17 protein-coding genes are annotated in these 17,747 nt (G+C 68.7%); 6 read left to right on the top strand and 11 right to left on the bottom strand.

What is annotated here, in order from left to right; all coding sequences use genetic code 11:
* Positions 1–7: 7 nt before the first annotated feature.
* The 5 genes from ACFSNB_RS02760 to hpnA are packed head-to-tail and all read right to left on the bottom strand — an operon-like array spanning position 8 to position 5,697.
* Positions 8–721, bottom strand: coding sequence for a phosphorylase family protein (locus tag ACFSNB_RS02760; RefSeq protein ID WP_377314286.1), 714 nt, complete (start codon positions 719–721; stop codon positions 8–10).
* Positions 711–2,654 carry a squalene--hopene cyclase gene (gene shc / locus ACFSNB_RS02755; RefSeq protein WP_377314284.1) on the bottom strand — a complete coding sequence of 648 codons (1,944 nt, stop codon included), beginning with the start codon at positions 2,652–2,654 and terminating at the stop codon, positions 711–713. The genes ACFSNB_RS02760 and shc overlap by 11 nt, the downstream gene beginning before the upstream one ends.
* A 54-nt stretch (positions 2,655–2,708) precedes the next feature.
* Positions 2,709–3,557 (bottom strand): presqualene diphosphate synthase HpnD, encoded by an 849-nt coding sequence (hpnD, locus tag ACFSNB_RS02750; protein WP_377314282.1) that lies wholly within the window; start codon positions 3,555–3,557, stop codon positions 2,709–2,711.
* A complete protein-coding gene (locus ACFSNB_RS02745) occupies positions 3,554–4,705 on the bottom strand; it encodes a glycosyltransferase (protein WP_377314280.1) in 1,152 nt (383 codons plus the stop codon). The genes hpnD and ACFSNB_RS02745 overlap by 4 nt, the downstream gene beginning before the upstream one ends.
* Complete coding sequence (hpnA, locus tag ACFSNB_RS02740; protein WP_377314278.1) at positions 4,702–5,697, bottom strand: hopanoid-associated sugar epimerase; 996 nt, start codon at positions 5,695–5,697, stop codon at positions 4,702–4,704. Before hpnA ends, ACFSNB_RS02745 begins: the two co-directional genes overlap by 4 nt.
* Positions 5,698–5,836: 139 nt before the next feature.
* Here hpnA and hpnI point away from each other — a divergent pair, with 139 nt between their 5' ends.
* Positions 5,837–6,967: a bacteriohopanetetrol glucosamine biosynthesis glycosyltransferase HpnI gene (hpnI, locus tag ACFSNB_RS02735; protein WP_377314276.1), complete on the top strand. Its 1,131-nt coding sequence runs from the start codon at positions 5,837–5,839 to the stop codon at positions 6,965–6,967.
* A gap of 110 nt (positions 6,968–7,077) precedes the next feature.
* On the opposite strand, the gene coaE is transcribed toward hpnI, so the two are convergent.
* Genes coaE through ACFSNB_RS02715 form a run of 4 tightly spaced genes read right to left on the bottom strand, consistent with a single transcriptional unit; the run spans position 7,078 to position 9,909 of the window.
* Positions 7,078–7,656 carry a dephospho-CoA kinase gene (coaE, locus tag ACFSNB_RS02730; protein WP_377314274.1) on the bottom strand — a complete coding sequence of 193 codons (579 nt, stop codon included), beginning with the start codon at positions 7,654–7,656 and terminating at the stop codon, positions 7,078–7,080.
* Positions 7,656–8,495, bottom strand: a complete 840-nt coding sequence (locus ACFSNB_RS02725; RefSeq protein WP_377314272.1) for a shikimate dehydrogenase — start codon at positions 8,493–8,495, stop codon at positions 7,656–7,658. Before ACFSNB_RS02725 ends, coaE begins: the two co-directional genes overlap by 1 nt.
* Positions 8,492–9,082 carry a Maf family protein gene (locus ACFSNB_RS02720; protein ID WP_377314270.1) on the bottom strand — a complete coding sequence of 197 codons (591 nt, stop codon included), beginning with the start codon at positions 9,080–9,082 and terminating at the stop codon, positions 8,492–8,494. The genes ACFSNB_RS02725 and ACFSNB_RS02720 overlap by 4 nt, the downstream gene beginning before the upstream one ends.
* Entirely contained in the window at positions 9,079–9,909 is an 831-nt protein-coding gene (locus ACFSNB_RS02715; protein ID WP_377314377.1) for a pyruvate, water dikinase regulatory protein, read from the bottom strand. Before ACFSNB_RS02715 ends, ACFSNB_RS02720 begins: the two co-directional genes overlap by 4 nt.
* 399 nt (positions 9,910–10,308) lie before the next feature.
* Between ACFSNB_RS02715 and hemE the strand changes: the two genes are divergently transcribed.
* The 5 genes from hemE (at position 10,309) to ACFSNB_RS02690 (ending at position 14,763) form a co-directional block, all read left to right on the top strand.
* A complete protein-coding gene (gene hemE / locus ACFSNB_RS02710) occupies positions 10,309–11,358 on the top strand; it encodes a uroporphyrinogen decarboxylase (protein ID WP_377314375.1) in 1,050 nt (349 codons plus the stop codon).
* Positions 11,358–12,386, top strand: a complete 1,029-nt coding sequence (hemH, locus tag ACFSNB_RS02705) for a ferrochelatase (protein ID WP_377314268.1) — start codon at positions 11,358–11,360, stop codon at positions 12,384–12,386. Before hemE ends, hemH begins: the two co-directional genes overlap by 1 nt.
* The gene (gene hemJ / locus ACFSNB_RS02700; protein WP_377314266.1) at positions 12,380–12,817 is read left to right on the top strand and encodes a protoporphyrinogen oxidase HemJ; all 438 of its coding nucleotides are present in this window, start codon (positions 12,380–12,382) and stop codon (positions 12,815–12,817) included. The genes hemH and hemJ overlap by 7 nt, the downstream gene beginning before the upstream one ends.
* A 274-nt stretch (positions 12,818–13,091) precedes the next feature.
* Entirely contained in the window at positions 13,092–14,348 is a 1,257-nt protein-coding gene (gene rho, locus ACFSNB_RS02695) for a transcription termination factor Rho (protein WP_377314264.1), read from the top strand.
* Positions 14,349–14,547: 199 nt separating this feature from the next.
* Entirely contained in the window at positions 14,548–14,763 is a 216-nt protein-coding gene (locus tag ACFSNB_RS02690) for a hypothetical protein (RefSeq protein ID WP_377314262.1), read from the top strand.
* 121 nt (positions 14,764–14,884) lie between these two features.
* On the opposite strand, the gene recN is transcribed toward ACFSNB_RS02690, so the two are convergent.
* Both recN and ACFSNB_RS02680 read right to left on the bottom strand, forming a co-directional pair.
* Positions 14,885–16,549, bottom strand: a complete 1,665-nt coding sequence (gene recN, locus ACFSNB_RS02685) for a DNA repair protein RecN (protein WP_377314260.1) — start codon at positions 16,547–16,549, stop codon at positions 14,885–14,887.
* A 4-nt stretch (positions 16,550–16,553) separates the two neighbouring features.
* Positions 16,554–17,483: an outer membrane protein assembly factor BamD gene (locus ACFSNB_RS02680; RefSeq protein WP_377314258.1), complete on the bottom strand. Its 930-nt coding sequence runs from the start codon at positions 17,481–17,483 to the stop codon at positions 16,554–16,556.
* Between the last annotated feature and the right edge of the window lie 264 nt (positions 17,484–17,747).

Genomic DNA, 17,747 nt, shown 5'->3' with positions numbered 1-17,747 from the left:
GCCCACATCACAGCGCGAAGCCGGGACCGAGCTGGGCAACGGCGGTGGCGAGGGCGTGATGGGCGCCGCGCGAGGCGAGACCGAGCCGGATCAGCCCCGGCAATTGCCACGGCCGCAAGGCAAGCTTGCCGAGCACCGCCAACGGACGCGGCTTGCCGTCCGGGCCGAGCCCGGCGGCGGCGGCACTGGGCAGCGAGAACCCGGCCGGGTCGGCGATGGCGCGCAGCACCGCGAACGGACAGCCGGCCCCGGCGGCGACCCGGGCCACCGCGCCGCTTTCCATATCGACGGCGCGGGCACCGACCGAGGCGAACAGCCCCCGCTTGGACTGATGGCCGGCGATGACCCGGTTGGCGGAAAACACCGGACCGCGCCGCGCCTCGGGCAGGGCGTTGAGCAACCGGCACATCCACACCGAATTGGCCGGGAAATGATCGAGCCCCTCGATCACCCCGGTGGCGACGATCAGGTCGCCCGAGGCCAGGGTCGGGTCGAGCCCGCCGGCGATGCCGAAGCTGAGCAGGGCCTGGGCGCCCTGGTCGAGCAGGCGGCGGGCCTGATATTCCGCCGCGACCGGATCGGCCCCGGCGATGCCGATCAGCAGACCGGGCGGCAGCAGCGCCGCCTCGGATTCCATCCCGACCACCACCCCGACCCGGGTCTGGCCGGGAACGCCGTCGGGCCAGCAGGTGGCGGGAAAGGTTTCGTCGTCAGAGGGCATGCAGCACCGGTCCGGCATTGCCGCTGGTCAGATTGCGGTAGCGCGCCAGGGCCCACAGCGGGAAGAAGGCGCGGTAGCCATGGTAACGCAGATAGAACACCCGGGGGAAGCCGACCGCGGTGTAATGCGCCTCGTCCCACAGCCCCTGGTCGCTGCGGGTGCGCAGCAGGTACTCGATGCCGCGCCGCACCGCCGGGCTGTCGCCCTCGCCCGCCGCCATCAGCCCGAGCACCGCCCAGGCGGTCTGCGACGGGGTGCTGACCGGGCCCTCGCCGCGCGGCTGGTTGTCCCAGTAGGAACGGCCGTCCTCGCCCCAGCCGCCATCCGCGCGCTGCCTGCTCTCCAGCCACGCCACCGCCTTGCGGATCGCCGGCAGGCCGTGATCGAGCCCGGCGGCGTTGAGGGCGCACAGCGCCGACCAGGTGCCGTAGACGTAATTGGTGCCCCAGCGGCCGAACCAGGACCCGTCCTCTTCCTGCTCGGCCAGGATGTAGGCGACCCCCTCCTTGGCGACCGGATCGGTGCGGGGCTCGCCCAGCACCGACAGCACCGAGACGCAGCGGGCCGAGACATCGACCGTCGGCGGGTCGAGCAGGGCGCCGTGATCGGCGAACGGAATGTGGTTGAGGTGCTGGGCGTCGTTCTCGGCGTCGAACGCGCCCCAGCCGCCGTTCCTGCACTGCATCCCGCGCAGCCACACCGCGCCTTTGTCCACCACCGCGCCGTACTTGGCCGAATCGAGCCGGTCGAGCGCGGCCATCACCACCGCGGTGTCATCGACGTCGGGATAATGCGGGTTGGCATACTGGAACGCCCAGCCGCCCGGCGGCAAACCGGGGCGCTGCGCCGCCCAATCGCCGACCACGTCGGTGATCTGGCGTTCGACCAGCCAATCGGCCGCCCGCCGCGCCGCCGCCTCGGCCTCGGCCCCGCCGGCCTCAAGCAAAGCATGGGTGGCGAGCGCGGTGTCCCACACCGGCGAGACGCAGGGCTGGACCCAGGCCCGATCGCCCTCTTCGACCACCAGCTTGCGGATCGCCGCCTTGGCGGTCACCACCCGGGGATCGTCCTTCGGCACGCCGAGCAGGTCGTACATCAGCACGGCATTGACCATCGCCGGGAAGATCGCCCCCAGCCCGTCCTCGCCGTTGAGGCGCTCATCGACGAAGGCCACCGCCTTTTCCACCGCCAGCCGGCGCAGGCCCTGGGGGAAATAGGGCTGGACCTGATGCAGCACCTTGTCGAGGCCTCGGAAGAAATGGGCCCAGCCCGACCGCGCCGGCTCCAGGTTCCAGTTGGTGACCCGCTCGGGCGGAACGGTGAACAGCTCGCGGATGTTGATCCGGAGCGGGTTGCGCGCCTGCGGCTTGAGGCTCATCAGCACGATCAGCGGCACGATCACCGTGCGCGACCAGTAGCTGACCCGGTCGAGATGGAACGGGAACCATTTCGGCAGCAGCATGATCTCGACCGGCATCACCGGCACGCCGGTCCAGGGGATCTGGCCGAACAAGGCGAGCAGGGTGCGGGTGAAGACGTTGCTGGCCGCCGCCCCGCCATGGGCCAGGATCGCGTCGCGCGCCTGCTTCATGTGCGGGGCGTCGATGTCGTCGCCGATCGCCTTGAGGGCGAAATAGGCCTTCACCGTGGCGCTGATGTTGAAATCGCCGCCATGGAACAGCGGCCAGCCGCCATGGGCGCGGTCCTGGGTGTCGCGCAGATAGACCCCGATCCGCTGTTCGAGCGGCGGATCGCGTTCGTCGAGATAATGCAGGTAGAGCACGAACTCGGCCGGAATGGTGGCATCGGCTTCGAGATCGAACACCCAATGCCCGTCGGACCGCTGCCGCCCGATCAGGGCGGCGGCGGCGGCGCGCACCGCCGCCTCGACCGCGTCGGGGGCGGGAGCGGAATCGGCCGAACGCTCTTTCATTTCACTGGCAGGCACGTCGGACCTCATCTTGCGGACGAAAAAGGGTGGGGGCCGTCAGATCAGGCCATAGCGCAGCACGCAATACAGCTTGGCCCCGGTCGGCATCCGGACCGGCGGCAGACGCGGCTGGAAGCCCTCGGCCTCCAGCCGGCAGAACACGCCGCGATACATTTCCTTCATCAGGGTCGCCGGCCGCATCGCCCGGCGCGAACAGGTCGCCATCGCCGCGTCGGACTCGGCGAAATGGCGCCGCGCCGTCTCGGCCAGCTCGCGGCAGACCGAAGCCAAGGCGGGATGGGCCAGCACCTCGGCCGGATCATGGCTGGCGATGCCGTGGGCCGACAGCAATTCGTCGGGCAGATAAAGCCGGCCGATCTCGGCATCGACCGCGACGTCGCGCAGGATGTTGGTCAATTGCAGCGCCATGCCGGTGGCGTTGGCGACGCGCTGGCCCTGCGGCCGGCTTTCGCCGAACACCCGCACCGACAGCCGGCCGACCGCCGCCGCCACCCGGTCGCAGTAAAGCTCCAGTTTGGCCAGCGAGGGGCGGACCATCGCATTGTCGCCGTCCATCTCGCAGCCGTCGATCACCGCGACGAAATCAGCCTGGGGCAATTCGTATTCGCGGATCGGCCCTTGCAGCGCGCGGGTGACCGCATGGGTCGGCGCGCCCTGATACAGCCGCTCGATCTCCTCGCGCCACCAGCCGAGGCGGCGGCGCTTGTCGGCCGGATCGCCCGGCTCGTCGGCGATGTCGTCAACCTCGCGGCAGAAGGCATAAATGCCGTACATGCCGTAGCGGCGCGGCGTTTCCAGCAGCCGCATCCCCCAATAGAACGAGGTGCCGGCCGCCCGCACCCGTGCCGCCATGTCCTCATAGAGGACGGGATCGACGGTGATCATCGCTTGCCCTCCGGTCGCTGATCCTGAACCCGACCCTTCCACACCCCGCCGCGCCCGCGGTGCCAGCTCACTCCCGACTGCACCGTCGCGCCGAGATAGAACAGCGCCACCGCCGGCAGCGCCGCCGCCCAGGCCGGGGCGAGGCCGAACCGGCGCACCGTCGGCCAATAAGCGGCAGTCATCGCCGCCCAGGCCAGCAGCCCGAACAGCGAGCCCGACAGCGCCAGCAGCGGCGGGGCGATGAACACCAGGGTCATCGCCAGCACGGTACCAGCCAGCAGCAGCGGCGAATGGTTGAGCTGGGCATAGGCCGAGCGGGCGATCATCCGCCACAGCCCGGACGGGCCCCAATAGGTACGCGAACTGGTGGTGTCCCAGCTCAGGTCGATCCGCACCCGCCCGCCGGCGCGCTTGACCACCCCGGCCAGACTGCAATCGTCGATCACCGCGCCGCGAATGGCATCGACGCCGGCGATCCAGTCGAGCGCCTGCGGCCGGATCAGCACATAGCCGCCGGCGGCGGCGGCGGTCGGCCGGGCCGGGTCGCGCACCCAGGCGAAGGGATAGAGCATGCGGAAGAAGAAGACGAAGGCCGGAATCACCGCCCGTTCCCACCAGCTGGCGGTGCTGAGCCGGACCATGCGCGAGGCGAGGTCGAGCCGCTCGGCCAGGGCGCGGGCCACCACCTGACGCAGTTCGCCCGGGGCGTGGCTGATGTCGGCGTCGGTCAGCAGCATGAAGCCGGCCTCGGGCCGGGCGGCGCGGGCGGCGGCGAGGCCGTGATGCAGCGCCCACATCTTGCCGGCCCAGCCGGGCGGCAGATCGGGCGCGGCCAGCACGGTCAGACGGTCGCCGGCACCGATCGCCTCGGCGGCGGCGCGGGCCAGCGCGGCGGTGCCGTCGCTGCTGTGATCATCGACCACCACCAGGGTCAGCCGGCCGGGATAATCGGACGACAGCAGCGAGGCGACGGTGGCGCCGATTCCCTCGGCCTCGTCGCGGGCGGGAATCACCGCCGCCACTTCCGGCCAGATTTCCGGTTCCGGCACCGGCGCGGGCGCCTCGATCCGCCAGAATCCGCCACGCTGGGTCAGCAGCCAGCCCCAGGCGAGCAGGCCGGCCAGACCGGCCCAAGCCGCAGCCTTCATCGTGCCACCCGGCCCTGGGCACGGAACCATTCGACCGCGTCGGCCAGGGCCTGATCGGCCGGACGGTGACGATAGCCCAACTCGGCCTCGGCCTTGGCCGAGGAGAAATACATCCGCCAGCGCGCCATCCGCAGCCCATCGACGGTGAGGAACGGCTCGCCGCCGCCGAAGCGGGCCCACAATTCGGCCCCCACCGCCAGCGGGAACAGCGGCAGGCGCGGCAGGCGCACCGTCGGCGGCTTGCGCCCGGTCAGCAGCGCGATGCGGCCGAGAATTTCCGACAGCGGCAGATTGTCGCCGCCGAGGATGTAACGCTGGCCGATTCGGCCGCGTTCCATCGCCAGCAGGTGCCCTTCGGCGACGTCGGCGACATGGACCAGATTGAGCCCGGTATCGAGATAGGCCGGCATCCGCCCGTTGGCCGCCTCGACGATGGTCCGCCCGGTCGGGGTCGGCTTGATGTCGCCCGGGCCGATCGGGGTCGAGGGATTGACGATCACCACCGGCAGACCGGATTCGTCGGCCATCCGCCGCACCACCGCCTCGGCCAGGAATTTCGATTTCTTGTAGGGGCCGATCATCTCGGCCAGCCCGCTCGGGGTGTTCTCGTCGGCGGCGCCATACTCGACATGGCCGAGGGTGGCGACCGAGCTGGTGTAGACGATCCGTTCGAGCCCCGCCGCCTGGGCCGCCTGCATCAGCGCCCGGGTGCCCTCGACATTGGCGCGCAGCATCGCCGCCTCGTCCGGCACCCACAGGCGGTAATCGGCAGCGGCGTGATAGAGGCGGGCACAGCCGGCGACCGCCCGGGCCAGCGAGGCCTGATCCTCGAGCGCGCCTTCGGCGATCTCGACGGAAAGGCCGGTCAGATTGCTGCGGTCCGAGCCCGGCCGCGCCAGCACCCGCACCCGTTCGCCGCGCGCCAGCAAGGCCCGAACGATCGCCGAACCGACGAATCCGGTGGCCCCGGTGACAAGCGTGATCCCGTTCATGCGCAAACGCCCCCATGCGCCCGAACGACGTTTCGTGCGGGCGGTCGGGTTAGTTACATCTTTTGTGTTGGCATCCGCCACAGATTCTTTGATCCTGTCCTCAAACAGCTTATCCCGTAATAAGGGAATCTTTTCAACGATGTTCTTGGCAAGTTTGGTCGGCGGCGCCTTCGCCGTCGGTGGTTACGCGTATCTCGCTCTCGCTTTCCGCCAACTCCGTTCCGTTCAGCCGCCCGGGCCGCCGCCGAGCTGGCGGCCGCCGGTGTCGGTGCTGGTGCCGGCCCACGGCACCCCGCCCCGGCTGGAGGAATGTCTGCGTTCGATCTGCGCCCAGGATTACCCCGGGTTGCAGGTGGTGTTCGGGCTGCACAGCGCCGACGACCCGGCCCGGCCGGTGATCGAGCGGGTGCGGGCCGATTTCCCCGCGCTCGACACCGCACTGGTGATCGACGAGCGCCGGCTCGGCAGCAATCCCAAAAACGCCAACCTCGCCAACATGCTGCCGGCGGCCAAGCACGATATCCTGGCGATGATCGACAGCGACGTGCTGCTCGAGCCCGATTTCATCGCCCGCTTCATCCAGCCGCTGTCCGAACCCGGGGTCGGCGGCGTCACCAGCCTCTATTCCGGCGCGCCCGAACCCAACGCGGTGGCCGAGATCGGCGCGCTTTATCACAATGACTGGTTCATTCCCTCGGTGCTGGTCGATCTGTCGCGCCACGACATGGACATCTGCTACGGTGCGGCGATCGCGGTCACCCGCCAATCGCTGGCGGCGATCGGCGGATTCGAGGCGATGGCCGACGCGGTGGCGCAGGATTATGTGTTCGGCCACCAGCTCTACCGCCACGGCTTCAAGGTTCGCCTCGCCCAGCCGGTGGTCGCCACCGTGGTGACGGAAACCCGCCTGCGCGACCTGATCCAGCACGAATTGCGCTGGAGCCGCGCCGTCCGCGCCATCCGCCCGCTCGAACATTTCGGCTGCATCTTCATGAGCCCGCTCGGGCCGATGCTGCTGGCGACCCTGTTCGGCTGGACCCTGTGGGTGGCGCTGCCGGCGCTGGCGGTGCAGATCGGACTGCGCCAGCACCTCCACCGCCGCCTGCGTCGGCTCTATCCCAGCCTGCCGCCGGCCAAGCCCTGGCAGATCGTCGCCCGCGAATTGCTCAACGGGCTGGTGATCGGCCTCGCCATGTTCGGCCGCCGGGTGCGGTGGAACAATCAGGTGATGGTCACCAATCACGGCCTCAGCATGAAGCGGGTCGGCTGAAAAAAATCGCGGGCTCTGCCCGCACCCGCCAAGGGCCGCAAGGCCCTTGGAACCCATCGATGGTCGGGCGCGGAACGGCCTGTCAGCTTGGGCGCGGGCGTTGGTCGCGCTTACAGGCCGAGGGCGCGGCGCAGACGGCGCAGGGCCGGGCGAGGACCGCAGCCGGTGGGAACCACCACGTCGGCGCGGCGGCGCTTGTCGGCCTCGGGCGCTTGCTGGGTGCGGATCTGGCGCAACCGCTCCAGGGTCATGCCGGGGCGGGCCAGCACTCGCTGGGCCTGAAGAAACGGCGGACAGGTCACCACCACCACCAGATCGCAGCGGCGGTCGGCCCCTGTTTCGAACAGGAGCGGAATGTCGAGCACCACCATCCGGGCATGGCGGCGACGCTGACGGCGCAGGAAGTCGGCCTCGGCGGCGCGCACCAGCGGGTGAACGATCGCTTCGAGCCGGCGCAAAGCGGCGGGATCGCCGAACACCCGGCGACCGAGGGCGGCGCGATCGATCGCGCCGTCGCGCTCGACTCCGGGAAAGGCGGCTTCCACCGGGGCAACCGCCTTGCCGCCGGGAGCGAACAAGGCGTGGACGGTGGCATCGGCGTCGTGCACCGGCAGGCCGGCGCGGCGCAGCATCCGCGCCGCCGTGCTTTTGCCGGTGCCGATCGACCCGGTCAGGCCAATGATCCGCATCAGCCCGCCATGACGAAGGCACGCAGCGCCGCATCGACCTCGGGACGCGGGCCGAACCAGGCCTCGAACCCGGGCACCGCCTGCCACAGCAGCATGCCGAGGCCATCGACCACCGGATGGCCGCGCCGGCGGGCGGCAGCCAGCAGCGGGGTTTCGAGCGGGACATAGACGATGTCGGTCACCACCGCCGTGACCGGCAAGGCGGCAAGGTCGAGGTCGAGCGGCGGCTGACCGTGCATGCCGAGGCTGGTGGTGTTGACCAGCAAAGCGGCGCCGTCGAGCTGGTCTTCGCGATCGGCCCATTCGGTGACATGGATCGGGCCGCCGAGGGTGGCGGCAAGCTGCTCGGCACGAACCCGGCTGCGGTTGACCAGCCGGATTTCCGGCACGCCGGCATCAGTCAGGGCGGCGATCACCGCGCGGGCGGCGCCGCCGGCACCGATCACCATGGCCGGACCGGCGGCCGGACGCCAGGACGGGGCGTTGCGGCGCAGATTTTCGAGAAAACCGAAGGCGTCGGTGTTGCGGCCGGTGATCCGGCCCTCTTCGTCGATCACGAGGGTGTTGACCGCGCCGATCCGCGCCGCCAGCGGCTCGATCGCATCAAGCAGCGGCAGCACCGTTTCCTTGTGCGGGATGGTCAGGTTGGCGCCGCGAAACCCGAGCCGGGGCAAGGCACGCACCGCCTGGGCGAGATGCTCGGGCGCCACCGCCAGCGGCAGATAGGCGGCATCGAGGCCGAGCCGGTCGATCCAGTAGCCATGCAGCCGGGGCGAACGCGAATGCGCCACCGGCCAGCCGAGCACCCCGGCCAGCCGGGCCTGTCCGGTCAGAATCATTGTTGCAGTTCCCCTTCCTCCCGCAAAACTTCGAGCAGCGGCAGCAGCGGCAGGCCGAGGATGGTGAAGAAATCCCCCTCGATCCCGGTGAACAACTGCGCGCCGAGGCCTTCGAGCTGATAGGCCCCGACCGAGGCGAGCGGCGCCGCCCCGGCCTGATCAAGATAGGCGTCGAGGAAGGTTTCGGAAAAGTCCCGCATCGTCAGCCGCGCCTCGGCCCGGTGAGTCCAGCGCGGATGGCCGTCACGCAGCAGCGCCACCGCGCTGATCAGCCGGTGCTCGCGGCCGCGCAGCGCCAGCAACTGATCCCGCGCCTCGGCCCGGTCGCGCGGCTTGTCGAACCCGGCCCCGTCGCAATCAAGCGTCTGGTCGGCGCCGATCACCAGCGCGCCGGGATGGCGGGCCGACACCTCGGCCGCCTTCAGCCCGGCCAGGGTGGCGGCGATCGCCGCCGCGCCGGCATGACCCTGGCGCATCGCCTGCTGGATCCGCGTCTCGTCGATCCGGGGCGGATCGATCGTCACCACCACCCCGGCGGCGGCCAGCATCGCCTGACGGGCCCGGCTGCCGGAGGCGAGAACGATCATGGCGCCACCCCCTCCACCGTGCCCCGGCGCTGATCGTACAATTGAATGATGGTGGCCGAGGCCTCCTCGATCGAGCGGCGGGTGACGTCGACCACCGGCCAGCCGAGCCGGGTGAACAGGCGGCGCGCCTGCTGCACCTCCTCGCGCACCCGCTCGAACTGGGCGTAATCGGTTTCCTCGGTCTGATTGAGCAGCCGCAGCCGGGCGCGGCGGATGTCGGACAGGCTCTTCGGATCCTTGGTCAGACCGACCACCAGCGGGCTGGTGGCGTTTTCCAGTTCGGGCGGCAGCGGCACCCCCGGCACCAGCGGATAATTGGCGCATTTGAGGCCGCGATTGGCCAGATACATGCTGGTCGGCGTCTTCGAGGTGCGCGACACCCCGACCAGCACCACGTCGGCCTCCTCGACCAGCTCGATCAACTGGCCGTCATCATGGGCCAGGGTGAACTGCATCGCGTCGATCCGGCGAAAATATTCGGCATCGAGCTGATATTGCCGCCCCGGCGCCGCCGCGACCGGACTGCCGAGATAGGTCGACAGCGACGCCATCACCGGATCGAGCACCGAAACACACGGCATCGAGCGCAGCCGACAGGCCTCTTCCAACCGGCGGCGCACCTCGGAATCGACCAGGGTGAAGAACACCAGCCCGGGCCGGTCGGCGAAATCGGCGATCACCCGCTCGATCTGGCCGACGGTACGAACCAGCCCCCAGGTGTGCAGGGTCGGCTGGACCGTTTCGAACTGGGCCAGACAGGCGCGGACGATCGAGGCGACGGTCTCGCCGGTGGCGTCGGAAACCAGATGGATGTGCAGCTCGCTCATGGCGGTGGACAAGTCTCAATCCTGGGGATAACCGGGGTGACGGCGCCTTTCGCCGGATTCGCTCCCCGATCCGCTTTTTCGCTCCGCCGATCGGTGAGTCTGTCGAAAAGACTCGTCTTACGGGTCGAGGATAGCGTGAATCCCGGCCGGGGCCACCAGTTTTCCCCGTTATCCACCGCTTTATCCGCAAGGCGGACTCACGACGGGATTCAACGACTTGGACTCGGAACGCGGGCGACCTGTCCCCGAATCGCGACAACCGAAACGAGTCGGCGGACAAGCCTGGGGACAGAATCGATCCGAACGGGGATCCCCGTCATCCACAGGCACCCACCACTCACTGCCATCTTTTCTCTCCTTCCCAAAAAAGGTAAGAGAGGGAACCACATCGAACCAAGGCTGAGCCCCGTGTCCCAGACATCCAAACCCTTCCTGCGCGCCCTCGCCGGTGAAACCGTCACGCCGCCTCCGTTCTGGCTGATGCGTCAGGCCGGCCGCTACCTGCCCGAATATCGCGCTACGCGCACTCAGGCGGGCAGTTTCCTCGACCTGTGTTACACGCCGGACCTCGCGGTCGAGGTCACCCTGCAACCGCTGCGGCGCTACGGCTTCGACGCGGCGATTCTGTTCAGCGACATCCTGGTGGTCCCCGATGCGCTCGGACAGAAGGTCGCCTTCAAGGAAGGGGAAGGTCCGGTCCTGCCGGCGATTCGCTCAGCAGCGGACCTTGACCGGCTCGACCTCGCGGGCTTCCACCAGCATCTCGCTCCGGTCTACGCCACCGTCGCCGGTCTGGCGAAGGCGATCCCGGCCACCACCGCGCTGATCGGCTTCTCCGGCGCGCCGTGGACCGTCGCCACCTACATGATCGAGGGCAGCGGCTCGAAGGACTTCCCCAACGCCAAGGGGATGATGTTCTCCCAGCCGGAGCTGTTCGGCCGGCTGATGGATCTGCTGGTGCGCGCCACCGGCGATTATCTGATCCGTCAGATCGACAACGGCGCCGAAGCGATCCAGATTTTCGACACCTGGGCCGGCGCCCTGCCGGAAGAGGAATTCGCCAAGTGGGTGATCGCGCCGACCCGCACCCTGGTCGAGCGCATCCGTGCCGAACGTCCCGGCATTCCGGTGATCGGCTTCCCGCGTGGTGCTGGCGTCCTCTACAAGAAATACGTGCAGGAAACCGGGGTTGACGGCGTGTCGATCGATTCCTCGGTGCCGCTGGCCTGGGCCGCGGCCGAACTCCAACCGCACTGCACCGTGCAGGGCAACCTCGACCCGCTGCTGCTGGTCGCGGGCGGCGAGGCGCTTGACGCCGGGATCGACCGGGTGCTCAACACCCTGGGCAAGGGCCGGTTCATCTTCAATCTCGGCCATGGCATCGTGCCGCCGACCCCGCCGGAAAATGTCGCCCGGCTGGCCGAGCGGGTCAAAAACTGGAAAGGCTGATGAACCAACCCACGGCCACGAGAACGGCCGTCGTTCTGTTCAATCTTGGCGGTCCGGACAGTCCGGAGGCGGTCGAGCCGTTTTTGTTCAACCTGTTCAACGACAGGGCGATCATTGACGTTCCGGCCCCCCTGCGCTGGCTGATCGCCAAGATGATCTCGAAACGGCGGGCGCCGACCGCGCGCGACATCTACGCGAATCTCGGCGGCCGCTCGCCGCTGGTCGAGCAGACCCGGGCCCAGGCCCGGGATCTGGAACTGCTGCTCGGCCCGGGCTATCGCTGTTTCATCGCGATGCGCTACTGGCACCCCTTCACCAGCGAGGCGGTCGAGTCCGTCAAGGCCTGGGGCGCCACCGACGTCGTGCTGTTGCCGCTTTACCCGCAATTTTCCGCCACCACGGCGGGATCCTCGCTGGGCGAATGGCAGGCCCAGGCGAAAAAACTGCGGATGACCGCGCCGACGCGGCTGTCCTGCTGCTATCCGACCCAGCGCCACATGGTCGCGGCGCTGGCCGATCTGGTCCGCACCGGCTATGCCGAGGCCGAAAAGGCCGGCAAGCCGCGGGTGCTGTTCTCGGCCCACAGCCTGCCCAAGAAGATGATCGACCGCGGCGATCCCTATCAGAGCCAGGTCGAGCAGACCACCGAGGCGGTGGCCCAGGCCACCGGGCTGGCCGATCTCGACTGGAGCGTGTGCTATCAGAGCCGGGTCGGCTCGATGGAATGGATCGGCCCCTCGATCGAAAGCGAGCTGGAGCGGGCCGGGCACGACAAGGTGCCGGTGGTGGTGGTGCCGGTCGCCTTCGTTTCGGAACATTCGGAAACCCTGGTCGAACTCGACATCGAATACCGGCGGCAGGCCGAACAGCTCGGCATTCCCGCCTATGTCCGGGTGCCGACCCTCGGCTGCCATCCCTCGTTCATCAAGGCCCTGGCCGAAGTCGTGCGCGATCCCCAGTCCGGCGCCGGCAAGGATGGTTGCAGTTCCCTGGGCCGCACCTGTCTTGGAAAGGGCTGTCAATGCTGAGCGGTCAAGCCTATCTGTGGGTCAAGTCGATCCACGTCATCGCCGTGCTGTCGTGGATGGCGGGGATGCTCTATCTGCCCCGCCTGTTCGTCTATCACACCCAGGTCGAGAAGGGCTCCGAGGCTTCGGAGAAGTTCAAGATCATGGAACGCCGCCTGCTGAAGGCGATCATGACGCCGGCGATGGTGGTGAGCTGGGTGCTCGGCCTGTGGATCGCGATCGAGTACGGCATGTTCAGCCAGCCGTGGTTTCACGTCAAACTGGCGATGGTGGTGGCGATGACCGCGTCGCACCTGTTCCTGATCCGCTGCAAGAACGATTTCGCCGCCGACCGCAACACCCGGCCGGAGAAGTTCTTCCGCGTTCTCAACGAGGTGCCGACGCTGCTGATGATCGTCATCGTCATCATGGTGATCGTCAAACCCTGGTAGGGATCCGCCGGCCGGGCCGGGGCCAGCCGCCCCGGCCCCCGCGCGCCGCCCCGCCGAGCCGCCACATCGGATTTGACAGACGGGCGGCGTTTAGCTAAAGGATGAGCCAGCGCCCGGGCTCGCTTATCCGCCCCGGCCTTTTCCTACCCGTCCCGCCCCTTGCCGGATCCGACCGGCCCAGCTTCCGGCTTCCCGGCCCGAGACCCATCCTGTCCGCCCTTCTTCTCGGACCGATGCCGATCCGCTCCAAGGCATTTGAACGGATACTGATTCGATGCATCTTCAGGACCTGAAAAAGAAGTCTCCCGCCGAGCTGTTGGCGTTTGCCGAGGAGCTCGAGATCGAGAACGCCAGCACCCTGCGCAAGCAGGACATGATGTTCGCGATCCTCAAGCAGCTCGCCGACAACGACACCCCGATCTACGGCGACGGCGTGCTGGAGATTCTTCAGGACGGATTCGGTTTTCTGCGCAGCCCGGAAGCGAATTATCTGCCGGGTCCCGATGACATCTATGTCAGCCCGAGCCAGGTGCGCCGCTTCGGCCTGCGCACCGGCGACACCGTCGAGGGCCAGATCCGCTCGCCCAAGGACGGCGAACGCTATTTCGCGCTGCTCAAGGTCAATTCGATCAATTTCGAGCCGCCGGAAAACGTGCGGCACCGGATCAATTTCGACAATCTGACCCCGCTTTATCCGGAAGAGAAGCTGCGGCTCGAGATCGACGATCCGACCAAGAAGGATCTCACCACCCGGGTGATCGATCTGGTCGCGCCGATCGGCAAGGGCCAGCGCGCCCTGATCGTCGCCCCGCCGCGCACCGGCAAGACGGTGATGTTGCAGAACATGGCCCACGCCATTTCCGCCAATCACCCCGAAGTCTATCTGATCGTCCTGCTGATCGACGAGCGCCCCGAGGAAGTCACCGACATGGCGCGGTCGGTCAAGGGCGAGGTGATCAGCTCGACCTTCGACGAGCCGGCCTCGCGCCACGTCCAGGTCACCGAAATGGTGCTGGAGAAGGCCAAGCGGCTGGTCGAACACAAGCGCGACGTGGTGATCCTGCTCGATTCGATCACCCGCCTTGCCCGCGCCTACAACACCGTGGTGCCCAGCTCGGGCAAGGTGCTGACCGGCGGTGTCGATGCCAACGCCCTGCAACGGCCGAAGCGTTTCTTCGGTGCCGCCCGCAACATCGAAGAGGGTGGCTCGCTGTCGATCATCGCCACCGCCCTGATCGATACCGGCTCGCGCATGGACGAGGTGATCTTCGAAGAGTTCAAGGGCACCGGCAATTCGGAAATTATCCTCGACCGCAAGCTGAGCGACAAGCGGACCTTCCCGGCGATCGACATCACCAAGTCGGGCACCCGCAAGGAAGAATTGCTGGTCGAGAAGGGCATCCTGTCGAAGATGTGGGTGCTGCGCCGCATCCTGATGCCGATGGGCGTGGTCGATGCGATGGAATTCCTGGTCGACAAGCTGAAGCACTCGAAGAACAACGCCGATTTCTTCGACGCGATGAATTCCTGATCCTGTTTCCGGCCGGGAGGAGAGCCGCCATGGCGGCTTTCCTCCCTCGGCTTTTGTGGCGGCCGCCGCCACCCGGTCCAGGCCAGGTCCCTGGAAGATTTCCTTCACAGCCAAAAAATTTCACACCACCGGGCATGAAAATGCGCCGGGGTGGGCCTATATGTCCGCCACGACCAACGATTTGACACGAACGGTTCCCATGGTCAGCGTTTCCACCTCCGCCTTCCCCACCCCCGGCCCGGCCCCCGCCTCGGCATTGGCCCCCGATGGCATCGAACATGTCCACTGCCCGGAATGCGGCCGCAAGACCCCGCACCGGGTCAGCCGTGAACGGGTGGTGGCGCCGGTGCTGTGGTGCCTGTCCTGCTTCCATCTGCACGTCGAACGCAAGGACGAGTCCCACGGCGCGTCCTGAAGCCGCCGGCCGGTGCCGACAGGCCCTAGCCGGGACCCGATCCCCCCCTCCCGCAAGCAGACGATGAAAACAAAGGGGGTCCGGGGCATCGCCCCGGCGGGTCGCGGGCAGAGCCCGCGCGCTACCGTGCCGCCAGCAGGGCTTCGGCGGCGGCGCGGGCGGGATCGGTAACGGTTTCGCCGGCCAGCATGCGGGCGATCTCCTCGCGCCGGTCCGCGGCCGCCAGCGGTTCGACCCCGGTGACGGTGACGGCGCCCCGGCTGTGCTTGGCGACGCGGAAATGGTGCTGGCCGCGTGCCGCGACCTGGGGCGAATGGGTCACCACCAGCACCTGAAGATCGGTGGCCAACCGGGCGAGGCGTTCGCCCACCGCCGCCGCCACCGCGCCGCCGATGCCGGCATCGACCTCGTCGAACACGATGGTGGCGGTGGGCGCGCCGCGCGCCAGCACCACCTTCAGCGCCAGCATGAACCGCGCCAGTTCGCCGCCGGAGGCGATGCGGGCCAGCGGTCCGGGCGGGCTGCCGGGATTGGTCGCCACCTCGAACGTCACCGCGTCGAGCCCGTCGGGCCCCCAGCCGCGTTCCTCCTCGGCCACCACCCGGGTGCGGAAGGTGGCTTTTTCGAGCTTGAGCGGCGGCAGTTCGGCCGCTACCGCCTTGTCGAGGCCGCGCGCGGCCTTGGCGCGGGCCTTGGACAAAGCGCGGGCGGCGGTCAGATAGGCGGCGCGGGCCTGCTCCTCGGCGGCGGCGAGGCGGGCGAGGCTGCTGCCGCCATCCTCCAGCTGGTCGAGCCGGGCGGAGAGACGCTGGCGCAGTTCGGACAGGTCATCGACCGCGACGCCATGGCGCCGGGCCGCGCCGCGCAGGGCGAACAGGCGTTCCTCGACCGTTTCCAGCCGGCGCGGGTCGAGGTCGAGCCCGGTCGAGGCCCGTTCCAGCGCGGTGACCGCCTCGGCCGCTTCGATCTCGGCGCGGTCGAGGGCGGCGATCACCGCATCGAGCCGGCCCTCGGCCCGTTCCGCCACCCGTTCCAGGGCGCGGCGGGCGGCGCGCAGGCTGGCCTCGACATCGCCGTTGCGCACCAGGGCGGCCTGGGCGGCGTTCATCGCCTCGACCAGCTTTTCGCCCTGCATCAGCAGGGTGCGGTCGCGGGCCAGTTCGGCTTCCTCGCCCGGGCGGGGATCGAGCGTGGCGAGATCCTCGACCACCGCCCGCAGCGTTTCCTCCTCGGCGCGGGCCTGGGCCTGGCTGGCCTCGGCCTCGGCCCGGGCGGCGCTGGCGGCGCGCCAGGCTTCCCAGGCGGTGGTGACGGCGGCACGGCTGGCGCCGAGCCCGGCGAAGGCGTCGAGCACGCCGAGATGGGTGGTGGGGTCGAGCAGGCCGTGGCTTTCGAACTGGCCATGGATCTCGACCAATTGCCCGGCGATCCGCCGCAGCAAAGCGAGGCTGACCGGCTGGTCGTTGAGGAAGGCGCGGGAGCGGCCATCGGCGGTGACCACCCGGCGCAGCAGCAGGCCGTCATCGCCGCCGAGCCCGGCTTCGGCCAGCGAGGCGCGGGCGGGATGGTCGGGCGGCAGGTCGAAGGCGGCGATCACCGAGCCCTGGGCGGCGCCGTGGCGCACCAGCCCGGCCTCGGCCCGCGCTCCCAGCGCGAGCCCGAGCGAATCGAGCAGGATCGACTTGCCGGCGCCGGTTTCGCCGGTGAACACCGCCAGACCGGGCGCCAGGGTCAGATCGAGGCGCTCGATCAGGACGATGTCGCGAATGGCGAGCGACGCCAGCATCGCCTTACCAGAACTTGGCCCAGTTGAACCAGCCGCCGCTGGTCTTGGCCGGATCGTCGGCGGTGGGCGGTGGCGGCGCCTTGGTGGTCGGGCGGTCCGACCAGAAATTGTACCAGGACAGATCCTGGCGCCGCTTCGACGGGTCGAAATCGCCATGGGCGGCGATGGCGTAGCTGTCCTGGTACCAGTCGGAGCCGGGGAAATTGTGGCCCAGCACCGCGGCGCTGCGCTGCGCCTCGGCGTCGAGGCCGAGGATGGTGTAGATCTCGACCATCCGGTGCAGCGCCTCGGGGACGTGGCTGGTGGTCTGGTACTGCTCGGTCACCAGCTTGAAGCGGTTGAGCGCGGCGAGATATTGCTTGGTGTCGAGGTAATAGCGCCCGATCGCCATTTCCTTGCCGGCCATGTGGTCGCGGGCGAGGTCGATCTTGAGCCGCGAATCGCGGGCATAGACGCTGCTGGGGAAGCGATCGACCACTTCCTGCAACGATTTCAGCGCCTGCTCGGTCATTTTCTGGTCGCGGCCGACGTCGGTGATCTGCTCGTAATAGCACAGCGCCTTCAGATAATAGGCGTAGCCGGCATCCTTGTTGCCCGGGTGAAGCTGGATGAAGCGGTCGAGCGCGGGCAGGGCGTCATCGTATTTGTTGCGGGCATACAGCGCATAGGCCGCCATCAACTGCGCCTTGGTCGCCCAGGCCGAGTAGGGATGCTGGCGATCGACCTCGTCGAACTGCTTCGCCGCCCGCTGGTACTCGTCCTTGTCCATCAGGTCCATGGCGTTGTTGTACAACTCCTCGACCGGCTTCTCGACGTACTCCTCCTTCTTTTCGGCGCAGGCGGCGACGGCGAACAGCAGGCCGAGCCCGATCGCGGCACAGAGCGGCCGACCGATGAAGCGCGCGGGCGGAGCGGAGGCGGATACAGGGCGCATGGACACTCGGCGGCGGTGGGGAAAAGGCGGCGGCGAACTATAGCATGACCGCGCGGAGGGGGAAGAGCCATCGGCGCGTGAATCCGCTAACGCCTTGATTTGTCGGGGCGAGACGCGCGGGCTCTGCCCGCACCCGCCAAGGGCCGCACGGCCCTTGGAACCCATTGATGGTCGGGCACGGAAAGGCCGGTCAGCTTGGGCGCGGGCGTTTGCCGCGCGAAGGACAGGGAAAGGGATCCAAGGGCCTGGCGGCCCTTGGCGGGT

The sequence above is a fragment of the Phaeospirillum tilakii genome, assembly GCF_042683125.1.
Taxonomy (GTDB): Bacteria; Pseudomonadota; Alphaproteobacteria; order Rhodospirillales; family Magnetospirillaceae; genus Phaeospirillum; species Phaeospirillum tilakii.
The sequence above is the reverse complement of the archived record's forward strand: the minus strand, read 5'-3'. Positions and strand labels throughout refer to the sequence as shown.

Coding starts and splice junctions, on each gene's coding strand:
- shc (WP_377314284.1), bottom strand. CDS start 2,654: ATGAAAGAGCGTTCGGCCGATTCCGCTCCCGCCCCCGACGCGGTCGAG.
- hpnD (WP_377314282.1), bottom strand. CDS start 3,557: ATGATCACCGTCGATCCCGTCCTCTATGAGGACATGGCGGCACGGGTG.
- ACFSNB_RS02720 (WP_377314270.1), bottom strand. CDS start 9,082: ATGATCGTTCTCGCCTCCGGCAGCCGGGCCCGTCAGGCGATGCTGGCC.
- ACFSNB_RS02680 (WP_377314258.1), bottom strand. CDS start 17,483: ATGCGCCCTGTATCCGCCTCCGCTCCGCCCGCGCGCTTCATCGGTCGG.
- coaE (WP_377314274.1), bottom strand. CDS start 7,656: ATGCGGATCATTGGCCTGACCGGGTCGATCGGCACCGGCAAAAGCACG.
- hemH (WP_377314268.1), top strand. CDS start 11,358: ATGAACCAACCCACGGCCACGAGAACGGCCGTCGTTCTGTTCAATCTT.
- rho (WP_377314264.1), top strand. CDS start 13,092: ATGCATCTTCAGGACCTGAAAAAGAAGTCTCCCGCCGAGCTGTTGGCG.
- hemJ (WP_377314266.1), top strand. CDS start 12,380: ATGCTGAGCGGTCAAGCCTATCTGTGGGTCAAGTCGATCCACGTCATC.
- hpnA (WP_377314278.1), bottom strand. CDS start 5,697: ATGAACGGGATCACGCTTGTCACCGGGGCCACCGGATTCGTCGGTTCG.
- hpnI (WP_377314276.1), top strand. CDS start 5,837: ATGTTCTTGGCAAGTTTGGTCGGCGGCGCCTTCGCCGTCGGTGGTTAC.
- ACFSNB_RS02715 (WP_377314377.1), bottom strand. CDS start 9,909: ATGAGCGAGCTGCACATCCATCTGGTTTCCGACGCCACCGGCGAGACC.
- ACFSNB_RS02745 (WP_377314280.1), bottom strand. CDS start 4,705: ATGAAGGCTGCGGCTTGGGCCGGTCTGGCCGGCCTGCTCGCCTGGGGC.
- ACFSNB_RS02760 (WP_377314286.1), bottom strand. CDS start 721: ATGCCCTCTGACGACGAAACCTTTCCCGCCACCTGCTGGCCCGACGGC.
- recN (WP_377314260.1), bottom strand. CDS start 16,549: ATGCTGGCGTCGCTCGCCATTCGCGACATCGTCCTGATCGAGCGCCTC.
- ACFSNB_RS02690 (WP_377314262.1), top strand. CDS start 14,548: ATGGTCAGCGTTTCCACCTCCGCCTTCCCCACCCCCGGCCCGGCCCCC.
- ACFSNB_RS02725 (WP_377314272.1), bottom strand. CDS start 8,495: ATGATTCTGACCGGACAGGCCCGGCTGGCCGGGGTGCTCGGCTGGCCG.